The sequence below is a fragment of the Photobacterium sp. R1 genome, assembly GCF_054600795.1.
The window spans coordinates 184,891-198,192 of the sequence record NZ_BAAHZP010000002.1; the positions used below are offsets into that span (position 1 = coordinate 184,891).

Genomic DNA, 13,302 nt, shown 5'->3' on the forward strand with positions numbered 1-13,302 from the left:
CAAACAAATTGAAAGGATTCAGGTCATGTTGGTTACTCAAATAAGGTTGGAGCATGTAGAGAGTTTCCATGAATGCTTAGATACTGTCGCCAAAGAAAATCGTTTCCTGGCACAAACAGAAGCATTGCCTCTGGAAATTATAACTTCATTTGTCAAAGATAGTATTGAGAATGATGCCATCCAGTATGTTGCACTAGTCAACAATCAAGTCGTCGGTTGGGCAGATATTTTTCCACACTGGGCATCAACATTAGCCCATAGAGGAAATTTGGGGATGGGCGTTCATCCAGCTTACCGTGGCCAAGGCATTGGTGAACAACTACTCAGAACCTGTTTAAAGAAAGCCAGATCCAAAGGCATCTCCCGGATAGAATTAGAAACTCGCGCAGATAACTTCCCATCCATCAACCTGTATAAAAAATTAGGTTTTGTTACTGAAGTGACCAAGAAAAATGCCATGAAATTTAATGAGACGTTTTTTGATTCAATACAAATGTCACTCATCTTCGAGTAGTACTGACTCAAATAGACCCGAATATCAACAGCCGCCCTGCCCCGAGAAAGAAGACATCGAAGTATCATACACAGGGCCAGGGCTGCACACCAAAATCCCGTATACCTAAAGCAGCGCGAGTAAAGGCCCGGTTCCTGTTTCATATATCAGTTTGACGGTCATCAGTAAGGTCACCGTAATGAAGACCGGCCGAACCACTTTGTCACCATTGCGAATCACAATTTTACTGCCTAACACAGACCCCAGGATCTGGCCCAGCCCCATCAGCAGTCCTATTTTGTAGTTCACACTGCTGATCATGATGAAAAAGAACAGTGAAACAAGATTCCCCATCAAGTTCAGCGGCTTGGTTGCTATACTAGCCTGCTTCGCGGTATATCCGAGGAGTATCGCAAAAGCGATCATCCAGATAGCGCCGGTTCCCGGACCAAAAAAGCCATTATAAAAACCGATGAGCAGACCCATGGAGATCATAAACCATTGTACAGATATCTTCGGCTCGGCGGCTTCATTGCTTTTAAACCGCTTAGACACCACAGAATAGATGGTGATGACCACCATGAGCACAGGCAGCAAGATTCTTAATGCGTCTGCCGGGAAAAGGCTGACCGCATAAGAGCCCGCAAGTGCGCCCACCGCTGTCGCAATCATGCCGGACAACAAACCATTCAGATTCATTTGCTGATGCCACAAATACGTCAGAAATGCCGTTAGTTCCCCAACAACGGCTTGCAGCCGATTTGTACCCAGGGCAGTTAACGGCGGAACACCGGCCAGCAGCAGACTCGGAACCGTAATTAACCCGCCTCCGCCGGCAATGGCATCTACGACCCCGGCGAGAAAGGCCGCGGCGAACAATATCAGCAGAACACTATCCGACGGTACAAAAGTGACAGACTCCAGCATATATTTTCCTTTGACTTCATTGAGGTTGAGATATCAGCGCTGACCGGAGCGAATAATGAGCCGGTGCATCACCCGTAATTCCCCGAAATAATCATTCACAGCATGATGCTGGAGTCCCCGGTTATCCCAGATCACAATGGTGTCGTTTTCCCATTGAACACGCGCTGTAAATTCATCCCGCGTCAGGTGCCGGAACAGGTAATTCAGAATCGGGGCGCTTTCTTCTGCGGACATTGATGAAAAACGACTCGTGTGCTCGTCATTGACATAAATGGCCGGAATGCCGGTTTCTTCATGGCGTTTTGCTGCAAAATGAGAGGCGGAGAAATATGTGTTTGCCATGGCAATATCGGTGAAATTCACCAGGTGAGACGCCTTCTTACCGGCATCCTGAAATTTATTCGAAATATATTCTGCTTTTTCGGCTAACAGAAATTTTTGCATCCCTTCAGACAGCGCAGAAAAAGCCTTCTGAGCATCAGAAAACACGGTATCTCCGCCAACTAAGGGGGTCTGTTTTGCTGCAAGCAAAGTGAAATCCGGTGGCGAATCCAGGTACGTCGAATCAATGTGCCAGACACCACTGAAAACATTTTGCTGCGTCGGTTCTTTGCGAATTTCAACGATTTCAGGGTAATCCTCAATCCCGCTGGAAAATGGATAGCGCTGCACCTCACCCATTGCTTTTGCTATCTGGATGAGTTGCTTTGGTGACGTATCCTGCTTCCTGAAAATCAGAAGTTTATGGCGGATCAGGGCCTGATAAAGTTCATGGAAGTGATTTGAGACTAAATTTGCCAGAGACTGATGGGTAAATTCCAGACCAAAACTCGGTGCCAGGGGCTTCGCTTCACTTGCCAGAGAAGCCAAAGATAAGCCATGACTGTTCATCGTGATATTCTCTCTGCTTAATATGCCTTGGATTCATAAACGCGCCTAGTTGTACCAAGGTTGCACATTAAGTTAAATTAACGATTACTTATTCACACATTTAGATGGAACTTAATGATTAATTCTCAGGACATCGAATTCTTTCAGGTTGTTGCCGGTAGTCCGTCATTGGCGGCAGCTGCGAGGAAACTGAATGTCACGCCACCGAGTGTTTCACAGCGATTGCAAGCTCTGGAACGAAAACTGAACGTAACCCTTGTCGACCGTAACCTGAGATCCACCAGGCTTACATCTGAAGGTCAGCGGCTGGCCCGGGAAGGACACAGTATTCTGCTGGCACTGGAAGCCCTGCAGAATGATCTGCTCAGTAATCAATCCATGATCGAAGGTAAACTGAATGTGCTGGCACCGCTGGGGTTCGGTTCTGCCTATATCGCACCGCTGATCGCTGCGTTTCAGCAGCATTATCCGAATCTGGTGATCGAACTGACGTTGTCCGATAACCCAAGCTGGTCTCATACCCTCGAACCGGATGTCATGATCTATATCGGTCAGCTCCGGGACTCCTCACTGAAATGCATTCATCTGGCGAACAATCGTCGTTTCTTACTGGCCTCGCCAGCGTATCTGGCTTCAGCGCCGCCGCTCAACACACCGGAAGATCTGCACAAACACGCCTGTATTGCACTGAAAGAAAACAATGAAGATGTCACGATGTGGAAGTTCAATCCGCAATCCCGCCAGTCCATCAGCATTCGGATTGAGCCTAAACTGGCCAGTAATGTAGGTCAGGTCGTCAAACAATGGGCACTGGCAGGTCATGGCGTGATTCAACGTTCTGAGTGGGATGTCAGAAAAGAAATCGATGCGGGCAGACTGATTCCCCTGCTCACCGATTATGCGCTTTCTCCGGCAAATATTGTGGCGCTGGTTTCAGCAGAAAAAAGTAAACGCTCCAGAAAACTCAGTCTGTTTCTGGACTATCTGAAGGAAAATCTGCCCCGCCAATGGTAAATCAGTGTAAAGACCGGAATTACATGCAAGGCAGACATCCACACCAGAATCACCTGCAATCCTATGATTTTAAGGTGATTTCTGTCTAAAAACTCAGAATATACAGCATTCTTTTTACACCAAATATCAAATACAAAAAAGAACGATTATCAGTTTTATTCGTGACAATAAACTGCAAATTGAATAGCATTGTGCGACTTATTTCATCCTTAGGACGTAGAAACAATGAAATCATTTGGCCTTCTGTCACGCATTGTTCTGCTGGCTGCCAGTTTGCTGACTGCACAAGCCGTATTTGCTGACAACAATTCACCGAAAACGATCAAACATGCTTTGGGCGAAATCACGCTGAGCAAAGTACCACAACGGGTTGTTGTTCTGGGTCAGGGAAGCCTGGATACACTGGATCGCCTGGGTGTCGAACCAGTCGGTGTCGTGAAATCTATGATGCCTGCGTACCTGAACAAATATCAGGATGAAAAATATGCAGGCGTAGGATCAGTTGTGGAGCCGGATTTCGAAGCCATTTTTATGGCCAAGCCTGATCTGATTATTGCTGAAGCACGCATGAAACCTCTGATGGATCAGCTTCAGGAAATCGCTCCGACCATCATGTACTCCGTTGAATACGGTCAGTACTGGCAGGATGCGCAACAAAACTGGCGCATGCTGGGTGAAATTTTCAACAAACAAGCAGAAGCCGAAAAACTCATCGCAGACGTTCAGACAAACCTGAATGCCACCAAACATCGGGTAAAAGACAGCAAGATGAATGCGCTGATGCTGATGAACAACGGCAACAAGCTCGCCATGTTCAATGAAGGCAGCCGTTTTTCGATGGTCTTCGATGATTTTGGCTTCTCCCCTGCCCGAAGCGAGAAAGTTTCAGCAGGCGGTCCGCACGGCAACCTGATTTCATTTGAATACATTGCTGATGCCAAGCCAGATGCCATGCTGGTTCTGGACCGGGAACAAGCCATTGGCCGTGATTCCGGCAAAGCAAAAGCGCGTTTCGACAACTCGCTGGTGAAATCAACGCCAGCTTTTCAGAATAACCATATTGTCTATCTGAACCCGAACGCCTGGTACATCACCATGGCTGGCGCAACAGCGACCGAGTTAATGATCGACGATATAAACGCCCTGTTCTAATCCATGTTGTGAGGCCTGCCTTCCGGCAGGTCTCGGTTTACTATGAATTCATCAAACATTTATTTTTCCCGGATTTTCATATCCGGCACGTTGCTGCTGTTCCTCAGCGCTGCTTCTTTGTCCGTCGGTGTTGCAGATCTTCAGCTCAGCAGCCTCTGGCAAGGTGATATCGAAGCCACCTCTATCCTGATCACCAGCCGTATTCCACGTTTGCTGGCTATTTGTCTGGCCGGCGCCGGATTAAGTATTGCCGGGCTGATCATGCAGCAAATCTGCCAGAACCGATTTGCAGCCCCGGATACCACAGGAACCATCGATTGTGCCCTGCTTGGTTATGTGGCCAGCATGGTGTTTTTTTCCGGTCTGAGCAAATGGGTCGATCTAGCCGTCATTTTTGCGTTTGCAGTCGGTGGCACCCTGCTGTTCGTCAAATTCCTGCAGCGGCTGACGTTCAAAAATACCGTGCTTGTCCCTCTGATCGGGATGATGTTCGGGAATGTCGTCTCCGCTTTTACTCAGTTCATTGCCTACAAATATGATCTGGTTCAGACCATGGAAACCTGGACCATCGCCAACTTCTCTTCGGTACTTCAGGGGCAGTATGAGCTGTTATATCTTGCGATTCCGGCTTCTGTGCTTGCCTATCATTTTGCCAGTCAGTTCAGTGCAGCCAGCGTTGGCGAAAGTTTCGCAAAAAATATCGGGCTGAACTATCAGAACATTGTGCTGATTGGCGTCATCATTGTGGCCGTGATTTCCGCGTCGGTCGTGATGATCGTGGGTGTGATTTATTTTGTCGGCCTGATTATCCCGAATCTGGTGTCTTTGTTCCTCGGCGACAACATGAAGCGAAACCTGCCCTGGACAGCCTTCTGGGGCGTCGTGGTCGTTCTGGCCTGTGACATTCTCGGCCGCCTGATCATCTTCCCTTATGAAATTCCAATCTCCATGATCGTTTCCGTGCTTGGCGGTGCAGCGTTCATCTATCTGGTACTGAAGGACAAAACCAATGCGTGATTCCATGAAAGTCATCTGGATGGCAGCTTTGTCTGTGCTGATCATTGGCTATTTCATCGGGCAGGGGCTGACACCGGATAACTACAGCTTTTTCCTGTCCCGCCGCATCCCGAAAGTCTTAGCGATTTGTCTGGCAGCCATTGCCATTTCAGCATCTTCGATGGTGTTCCAAACCATCACCAATAACCGGATTCTGACACCGTCCATTCTGGGGTTTGATTTTCTCTACATCATGCTGCAAACCATCATTGTCGTGTTGTTTGGCAGCGCCAGCATTTTGATTATCAATCAGAAAATCAATTTCTTTGTTTGCGTGTTCCTGATGACAGGTTTGTCTGTCCTGCTGTTCAGTCTGTATTTCCGTCGCCGCAATACCAATGTCTTTACGCTGCTGTTGCTGGGCATTGTGCTGGGCAGTCTGTTCTCCAACATCTCAAACTTCTTTGCCATGCTCATCGACCCGAATGAGTTCTCCGTGGTTCAGAATGCGATGTTTGCCAGTTTTAACAATGTGAACAGTGAACTGGTTTACTGGTGTGTTCCGATGCTCACAATTTGCCTGTTGTATCTGTTGCACCTGTCTCCGCAGCTAGATGTGATGTGGCTGGGAGAAGACAACGCAAAAAGTCTGGGGATCGATACCCGCAAGCTGACCCTGCAAGTCATGCTGGTCGTCTCCGTGATGATTTCAATCTCGACTGCGCTGGTCGGCCCCGTTCTTTTCTTTGGCCTGATTGTCGTCAGCCTGACCCGGGAGATCTTCCGGACTTACCATCACAGATATCTGATTCTGATTTCCAGCCTGATGGCAGTATTGCTGCTGATCAGCGGTCAGTATTTCGTTGAAAAAGTACTGAAATTTGAAACCACTGTCAGCGTCCTGATTAACTTTGTGGGTGGCAGTTATTTTCTGTATCTGCTGACCCGAAATAAAATCTGAAGCTTATGATCGAATTAACCGGATTAACCAAACATTATGGCAACACCACCGTGGTGAAAGATGCTTCGGCGCTTTTTCCCAAAGGTGAAGTGACTTCTATTATCGGCCCGAACGGCGCGGGAAAAAGTACCCTGCTCTCCATGGCCAGCCGACTGACCCACAGTGATGCCGGTGAAGTGGTGATTGCCGGCACGCCTCTATCCCAGTGGGACAGCAAAGCCCTGTCGAAACGACTGGCTGTACTGCGGCAGTCAAATAATATCAATATGCGGTTTAAAGTCCGCGAGCTGGTTGCGTTTGGTCGTTATCCGCATTCTCAGGGACGACTGACGGCTGAAGATAACCGCATCATTGATGAAGCGCTGGATCACCTGGGCATCCGGGAGATTCAGGACCGTTTTATTGATGAGCTCAGTGGCGGCCAGCGACAAATGGCTTTCATCGCCATGGTTGTGGCGCAGGATACTGACTACATCTTTCTGGATGAACCACTGAACAATCTTGATATCCGCCATTCCGTCGACATCATGATGACGCTTCGCCGACTCGCAAGAGACATGCAAAAAGCCGTCGTCATCGTGATCCATGACATCAATTTCAGCTCCTGTTATTCAGATAACATTATCGCGATGAAACGCGGCGAAGTGGTCGCCAGCGGGAAAGTCCATGAAGTGATTGAAAAGAACATCATGGAAGCTATGTATGAAATCCCGTTTGATATCAAGGAGATCGACGGACAGCGGATTTGTCTGTATTACGGCGGTTAACAAAGCTGGGTAAGGCTTATCCTGAATCAATTGGATAAGCCTTATTTAAACGGAATAATCACTCCGACACTGTAGAGTGACGGTGTCATATCATCCAGACCAACCAGCGTACTGGCCTCGGCGTAAGCAACCCACTTGTCGTTAAATGCACCGGAAACACCGGCGTGAAAACGGCCGTAAAACTGATCTTCAGACTGTGTGATCACCGGAAGATTGCTGCTGGAATAACTGGATTTGAACTGACTGACAATACGGTCGGAATGGAACTGATAATCGTAATGCAGGTAGCTTTTCAAATAAGGCTGAAAAATACCGATGCTGGTCCGGAAAGGCTTTGAAATGGTGGCGCCGGTGATAAAAGTGGTACCTTCAAGTTTACTGACGTCATCAACACGGGAAATCACGTAGTTCGAATTCCCTTTGGACAATCTTTCGTTATATCTGTCCTGATCTGAAAGCGTATATTGCACTGAGCTTTCAAAGGCAATTTTGGCATAGGGATAATCCACCACATATCCGCCGCCGAGCGTAAACACCCAAACATCCGAATCTGCATCATCCATACTGCTCACCACCGGATCGGTATACATATTCACCTGACGGTTCATATCGGTATCGATCAGGGCATAGCTGGCCGTAAAATCAAGAAACCATGCATCTTTGAAATAGCTGAAGTAACCCGACGCGACTAAACCATCAATGTCACTGCCGGTCTCATTTTCATAGTCTGCTGATTTATAACTTGGCATCCCCAGAGCTAAACCAAACAGATAATTGTTGTTCAGCAGATAATCCCCGCCCATGGTGACGGAATATTCCTGGCTGGCCGATGATTGCTTCCGTCCGGAATGATACTGGCTAAACGTCAGTTGCGGTGTTGAACGTTCAACTCGCATGTAGGTGCCAAGCCCGCCGTTCGCATTGTCAAAATATGAAGCTGCAGAACCCGGTTCGTTCGAAGACGCATAAACCGCACGACCCCGGCTGTCCTGACGGACACTGCTGGTCCGGGCACTGACATCTCCCGGATATAACGCGACTGACGAAGAATAAATACTGGCTGCCGGATGAACCGATTCTTTCTGGCTGGGTTTGTCGACCCGGACATCGCTGGCAATAGTCATCAGAGAATCCATGACCTCATCTGACACTGAACTGACGAAACTGGATTTACTGCTGTCCGCCCATGAAGACTGCGGAACTGACACTGCAAGCAAGACTGCTGGTACCCAGACACCGTGACACCGATATGCGCTTCCCATATCGCCCCCTAAACCTACACGCTTATAATGTTATGTACGCCTTTATTAGACGCATCTAATACATCGTCACAAGTGCATCTAGTCTTGAGTATAGGGTGGGCGTTTTTTGAACAACGTCGCAAAAATAATACAAGTATTTTTTTGCGAACCAAAGTATGCCGCATTTGTATTTATCTGCTATGGGGACAAATCCAGATTGCCTGATGTGAGAAAGACTTAATGATCAGCACATCCTCGACATCGCAAAATTGTACAACACATTTATACCTTCAATTTTTTTCTTGGCCGGAGTTCTACATGAAAAAGCTGACCCCGATGTTCCTGGCAACCCTCATCATGACCGCCCCGGTACAGGCCGATGACTTGGATCAGGCGGCAAAAGACGTTTGTGGTTGTCTGGCTGAACCCTATGCAGCCCTGGAAAAAGCCTTACAGGCAATGAAAACGGAGAAAGGCAATGACCTGAGCCGTCTGATGAGTTCGAAGGGTGAACTGACACAGATGCTCAGTGCAACTGAAGCATGTATGGAAGCACTGCGAAAAAAATATCCCGGCATTAATGCAGATCAGTCGCTGCAAAAACAGGTGTTGGACAAAACCCGTCAGTTCTGTCCAAACCCGCTGGAAACTGTGGACTTAAGCGCACCGGCAAAATGAATCAGTCTGCATCATACCGTAAAAATACAGTCGCAAGCGGTGGCAGGTTCAGCACCAGCAGATGCGTCTGACGGGTTTCATCCCAGAATGTGCCGGTACGCGCCTGAACAGTTTGACCGCTGCCCCAGAACTCTGAATCATCCGTATTCAGCAGCACCTGATAGTGTCCGGCAGCCGGTACCGGGATACCGTAATTCTCACGCGGAACGGGCGTGAAATTACTGACCACCAGCACCTTCTCCCCATTTTTGGCATAACGTTCATGGGCAATCACACTCTGTTCTGCATTTGACTGAGTACACCAGGCAAATCCGGCCGGATCGCAATCCTGTTCATACAGCGCAGGCGTCTGACAATACAGCTGATTCAGCGCCTTCACCAGACGTTGCACCCCGGCATGGCGCTCATATTGCAGATAATGCCACTCCAGCACGCCGTCATGATTCCACTCAGCACTCTGAGCAATTTCTGAACCCATAAAATTCAGTTTCTTCCCAGGCTGACCATACATGTAACCCAGATATGCTCTGAGGTTTGCTGTCTGCTGCCATTCATCACCCGGCATTTTATTCAGCAGGGCCCCTTTTCCGTAAACGACTTCGTCATGCGAGAGCGACAGCACATAGTTTTCGCTGAACGCATACACCAGCGGAAAGGTCAGTGTGTCGTGATGATAACGGCGATGAATCGGATCCTCACGCATATAAGTCAGGCTGTCGTGCATCCAGCCCATGTTCCATTTGAAGCCAAAACCCAGCCCGCCTTCATACGTCGGACGGGAAACGCCGGGAAACGTCGTCGATTCTTCCGCAATCGTCATTGCATTCGGATATCGGCTGTAGACTTCTTCATTCATCCAGCGCAGTAAACTGACTGCATCGTGATTGATGTTGCCGCCATCTTCGTTCGGAATCCACTGGCCCGGCTGACGGGAATAGTCCAGATAAAGCATCGATGCAACGGCATCGACCCGCAGTCCATCGATGTGAAAATGCTCAAACCAGGAAAGTGCATTGGCAACCAGAAAGCGGCGAACATGCTCACGCCCGTAGTCATAAATATAACTCTGCCAGTCCTGATGCCAGCCCCGGCGCGGATCCGGATCATGAAACAGCGCCGTGCCGTCAAAAAACGCCAGACCATGATCATCCGCCGGAAAATGCGCCGGCACCCAGTCCAGAATCACACCTAACCCTGCCTGATGGCACTGATCAATGAAAAATTTAAAGTCGTCCGGTGAGCCGTAGCGGCTGGTCGGAGCAAATAAGCCAACGGGCTGATAACCCCAGGAGCCGTAAAACGGATGCTCCGAAACCGGCATCAATTCCACATGGGTATAGCCCATCTCAGTCAGATAAGGGATCAGTTCAGCCGCCAGCTCGCGGTAGCTCAGGTGCTCACCATTTTCGTGACGTCGCCACGAACCGGCATGCAGTTCATAAAACGAAAGCGGTTGCTCATGCTTTGGGGTAACCGGACGTCGCTGCCAGTCCTCATCCTGCCACTGGTAAGCACTGTGGTCATAGACCAGAGATGCAAAAGACGGATACTGCTCGGCCTGATACCCCCAGGGATCCGCTTTATGCGGCAGCTGATGACCAGATGAATCGCGCAGCTCGAACTTATACCGCACTCCTGCTGACAGTGCTTCGACAAAACACCCCCAATAACCCTGTTCCAGAGAGGTCAGCGGATGACGTCGGCTGTCCCACTGATTAAAGTCACCCACCACGCTGACTGCACTTGCATTCGGCGCATACACCAGAAATCGTACGCCAGTCACCACACCTTCAGAGCAGTCAATTTCCATGAGCTGTGCCCCCATGTGGTGATACTGGGTCGACGGATGACCCAGTTCAGCCATATCCGGCAGCCAGTGTTTGATTTCGACGGGTTCAGTCTTCACTGGCTACTCCGCTTTTTGTGATGCCCGGGCGCGAAATTCTGTCAGGCGTTTGGTCAAATCCACAATGTTCTGACGATTGAACAGATCTTCCAGATTCGCAGACAGTTTACGGCGCCAGTTCGGGTATTCATCTACGGTGCCCGGAATGTTCACGGGTTTATCCATCTCCAGCCAGTCTTCCAGCTGCAGACTCAGCAAAGCACTGGCACCCGCAGCCAGATGCAATTGCAGGCCTTCACTCAAGGCACGATCCATCGGAACGTACAACGCATCCCGACCCACATTTTCCGGCAGGAAACCGTGCCAGTTCACGCTGTCGAGAATACGCTGCTTGCTCTCAGCGCGACCGTCGAACAAGGTTTTCAGCTGTGCTTCATCCGGGTACAGCCCCAGCTCGCGGCCCAGTTTCAGATCATCACAATGCCAGAAGCCACGCAGTGTCGGCATATCATGTGTACACAGGGCCGACATCGACTGTTCGGTATAATGTGCCGGTGAATAATAGCCGCCGTCTTCCGCAGTTTCGAAGAAGAACACCTTGTAAGAATGAATCCCTGCCGTTGCCAGCTTCTCTACAATCTCATCCGGTACTGTGCCCAGGTCTTCACCGATTACAGTACATTGGTGACGATGACTTTCCAGCGCCAGAATCGACATCAGATCATCAACCGGGTAGTACATGTAGGCACCCTGTTTAGCCGATTCGCCTTTCGGAATCCACCACAGACGCAGTAAGCCCAGAACATGGTCAATTCGCAGAGCGCCACAGTGACGCATATTGGCACGCAGCAGATCGATATAAGGCTGATACGCTGTATGACGCAACTGCTGCGGATTAAACGGCGGTAAGCCCCAGTTTTGTCCGAGCGGGCCCAGAATATCCGGCGGCGCGCCAACACTCACGTCCTGACATAATACCCCCTGATCCGCCCAGGTTTCCGCGCCAGAATCGCAAACGCCAACGGCCAGATCGCGATACAAACCCATTACCATGCCTTTTTCTTCAGCAAGCTGCTGTGCTTCGGCCAGTTGGGTATCCGCAAGCCATTGCAGGTACATATACAGCTGAACCTGCTCCGGATGCTGACTGATAAACTGTTTCACCGCTGCATTTTCAAAATGGCGATATTGTTCAGGGAACACCGGCCAGCCCCAGATTTGATCATCTTTCTGTTTCAGCTCAGCATGTAAGGCATCAAAGGCAGCCTGATGCATCAGGCTCTCACCACCGGCTTCAACAAAATCAAGGAAAGCCCGGCCACGTGCTGTTTCTGCTTTCAGATGACGTTGTTTGAACGTCGCGAACAGCATCGGCAACACCGCCATTTTCAGGCAGGCAACTTCACTGTAATTCACCCAGTTACTGTCACGCGCCGCAACTAAACGCTGCTGGAAAGTCTCACTGCCCACCAGCTGAAGCGCGTCATCACATTGTGCAAACTCCGGTACGGAGCACACATCGATATAGATGATATTCAGCCAGCGTCGGGAAGACGGACTGTAAGGACTTGCCCCTTCCGGGTTTGCCGGAAACAGAGAATGAATCGGGTTCAGACCGACAAAATCCCCCCCCTGCGCAGCGATATCCGAAACCAGTTGCTTCAGATCGCCGAAATCGCCGATACCCCAGTTATGACCGGTACGCACGGAATACAACTGCACACTCGGGCCCCAGAGCTTGGTTCCTTTTTCCAGCGCTGGCTGCTTATAACAGGCAACCGGCGTGACAATCAGTGTCATTTCATAAGGTGACTGACGGCGCTTGCGGAAAATTTCCAGCTTGTGATAACCCAAAGGGAGATCCGGCAGCGCAAACAGCATGTCTCCGCCCTCCTCCCTTTCGTCAGAAACCAGCTGTGACTGCAGCCAGCCTTCCATCACCTCGCCCTGCTCCGTTTCGAGTTTCCAGCTGAAATCGCTGACACGGGCACTGCGGCCGAGTGTCAGTTCCACCCGGACCGGTTCACCGCGACGAATCACCTTCACCGGCGCCAACACTTCTCTTGGCTGCAATCTGGCTGCTGACGCTTCCAGCGATTCATCGCTGCTGACATCGTAGCCCAGCGCCGCCAGCAAGCGTGTCAGCGTATCCGTACTGACTGCGGTCTCTTCTCCCCAGGCACTGATGTAACTGGCTGCCAGCCCAGCCTGTCTGGCAATGTCTTTCACAACCTTTTCTGTTCTCATTTTTCTTCTCCGTGACACCACAGGGGTCTCTCTCCCGAATGTGTTCGAACGCCCTGGTTCACCACAAATCACAAAGCCGGGGCCAAACC

Annotated in this window: 12 protein-coding genes; 7 read left to right on the plus strand and 5 right to left on the minus strand. The window is 49.7% G+C overall.

The window, feature by feature from the left end; all coding sequences use genetic code 11:
* The first annotated feature begins 25 nt into the window (after positions 1–25).
* The gene (locus tag ACYP03_RS03830) at positions 26–514 is read left to right on the plus strand and encodes a GNAT family N-acetyltransferase (RefSeq protein WP_330959937.1); all 489 of its coding nucleotides are present in this window, start codon (positions 26–28) and stop codon (positions 512–514) included.
* Between the two features lie 105 nt (positions 515–619).
* Here ACYP03_RS03830 and ACYP03_RS03835 read toward each other — a convergent pair whose 3' ends face one another.
* Positions 620–1,420 (minus strand): TSUP family transporter, encoded by an 801-nt coding sequence (locus ACYP03_RS03835; RefSeq protein ID WP_459778557.1) that lies wholly within the window; start codon positions 1,418–1,420, stop codon positions 620–622.
* 33 nt (positions 1,421–1,453) lie between these two features.
* Positions 1,454–2,311, minus strand: a complete 858-nt coding sequence (locus tag ACYP03_RS03840) for a TauD/TfdA dioxygenase family protein (protein ID WP_459778558.1) — start codon at positions 2,309–2,311, stop codon at positions 1,454–1,456.
* A 114-nt stretch (positions 2,312–2,425) separates the two neighbouring features.
* Here ACYP03_RS03840 and ACYP03_RS03845 point away from each other — a divergent pair, with 114 nt between their 5' ends.
* From ACYP03_RS03845 to ACYP03_RS03865, 5 genes are all read left to right on the plus strand, one after another.
* The gene (locus ACYP03_RS03845) at positions 2,426–3,325 is read left to right on the plus strand and encodes a LysR family transcriptional regulator (RefSeq protein ID WP_459778559.1); all 900 of its coding nucleotides are present in this window, start codon (positions 2,426–2,428) and stop codon (positions 3,323–3,325) included.
* Between the two features lie 225 nt (positions 3,326–3,550).
* Entirely contained in the window at positions 3,551–4,477 is a 927-nt protein-coding gene (locus ACYP03_RS03850) for a siderophore ABC transporter substrate-binding protein (protein ID WP_459778560.1), read from the plus strand.
* 42 nt (positions 4,478–4,519) lie between these two features.
* A complete protein-coding gene (locus ACYP03_RS03855) occupies positions 4,520–5,494 on the plus strand; it encodes an ABC transporter permease (protein ID WP_330959933.1) in 975 nt (324 codons plus the stop codon).
* Entirely contained in the window at positions 5,487–6,434 is a 948-nt protein-coding gene (locus tag ACYP03_RS03860) for an iron chelate uptake ABC transporter family permease subunit (protein WP_248142474.1), read from the plus strand. Before ACYP03_RS03855 ends, ACYP03_RS03860 begins: the two co-directional genes overlap by 8 nt.
* A 5-nt stretch (positions 6,435–6,439) precedes the next feature.
* Positions 6,440–7,201 carry an iron ABC transporter ATP-binding protein gene (locus ACYP03_RS03865; protein WP_248142475.1) on the plus strand — a complete coding sequence of 254 codons (762 nt, stop codon included), beginning with the start codon at positions 6,440–6,442 and terminating at the stop codon, positions 7,199–7,201.
* Between the two features lie 41 nt (positions 7,202–7,242).
* Here ACYP03_RS03865 and ACYP03_RS03870 read toward each other — a convergent pair whose 3' ends face one another.
* Complete coding sequence (locus ACYP03_RS03870; RefSeq protein ID WP_248142476.1) at positions 7,243–8,325, minus strand: autotransporter outer membrane beta-barrel domain-containing protein; 1,083 nt, start codon at positions 8,323–8,325, stop codon at positions 7,243–7,245.
* Positions 8,326–8,760: 435 nt separating this feature from the next.
* Between ACYP03_RS03870 and ACYP03_RS03875 the strand changes: the two genes are divergently transcribed.
* Positions 8,761–9,120, plus strand: a complete 360-nt coding sequence (locus ACYP03_RS03875) for a hypothetical protein (protein ID WP_248142477.1) — start codon at positions 8,761–8,763, stop codon at positions 9,118–9,120.
* Between the two features lies 1 nt (position 9,121).
* Here the strand turns inward: ACYP03_RS03875 and glgB are convergent, their stop codons facing one another.
* The gene (glgB, locus tag ACYP03_RS03880) at positions 9,122–10,984 is read right to left on the minus strand and encodes a 1,4-alpha-glucan branching protein GlgB (protein WP_459778815.1); all 1,863 of its coding nucleotides are present in this window, start codon (positions 10,982–10,984) and stop codon (positions 9,122–9,124) included.
* Positions 10,985–11,029: 45 nt separating this feature from the next.
* The gene (gene malQ, locus ACYP03_RS03885) at positions 11,030–13,213 is read right to left on the minus strand and encodes a 4-alpha-glucanotransferase (protein WP_459778561.1); all 2,184 of its coding nucleotides are present in this window, start codon (positions 13,211–13,213) and stop codon (positions 11,030–11,032) included.
* Positions 13,214–13,302: the final 89 nt, after the last annotated feature.

What these genes read in the sequence shown, in the direction of transcription:
- malQ (WP_459778561.1), bottom strand. Translation starts at nt 13,213, where the DNA reads ATGAGAACAGAAAAGGTTGTGAAAGACATTGCCAGACAGGCTGGGCTG.
- ACYP03_RS03840 (WP_459778558.1), bottom strand. Translation starts at nt 2,311, where the DNA reads ATGAACAGTCATGGCTTATCTTTGGCTTCTCTGGCAAGTGAAGCGAAG.
- ACYP03_RS03855 (WP_330959933.1), top strand. Translation starts at nt 4,520, where the DNA reads ATGAATTCATCAAACATTTATTTTTCCCGGATTTTCATATCCGGCACG.
- ACYP03_RS03875 (WP_248142477.1), top strand. Translation starts at nt 8,761, where the DNA reads ATGAAAAAGCTGACCCCGATGTTCCTGGCAACCCTCATCATGACCGCC.
- ACYP03_RS03860 (WP_248142474.1), top strand. Translation starts at nt 5,487, where the DNA reads ATGCGTGATTCCATGAAAGTCATCTGGATGGCAGCTTTGTCTGTGCTG.
- ACYP03_RS03845 (WP_459778559.1), top strand. Translation starts at nt 2,426, where the DNA reads ATGATTAATTCTCAGGACATCGAATTCTTTCAGGTTGTTGCCGGTAGT.
- ACYP03_RS03865 (WP_248142475.1), top strand. Translation starts at nt 6,440, where the DNA reads ATGATCGAATTAACCGGATTAACCAAACATTATGGCAACACCACCGTG.
- ACYP03_RS03835 (WP_459778557.1), bottom strand. Translation starts at nt 1,420, where the DNA reads ATGCTGGAGTCTGTCACTTTTGTACCGTCGGATAGTGTTCTGCTGATA.
- glgB (WP_459778815.1), bottom strand. Translation starts at nt 10,984, where the DNA reads ATGGCTGAACTGGGTCATCCGTCGACCCAGTATCACCACATGGGGGCA.
- ACYP03_RS03830 (WP_330959937.1), top strand. Translation starts at nt 26, where the DNA reads ATGTTGGTTACTCAAATAAGGTTGGAGCATGTAGAGAGTTTCCATGAA.
- ACYP03_RS03850 (WP_459778560.1), top strand. Translation starts at nt 3,551, where the DNA reads ATGAAATCATTTGGCCTTCTGTCACGCATTGTTCTGCTGGCTGCCAGT.
- ACYP03_RS03870 (WP_248142476.1), bottom strand. Translation starts at nt 8,325, where the DNA reads ATGACTATTGCCAGCGATGTCCGGGTCGACAAACCCAGCCAGAAAGAA.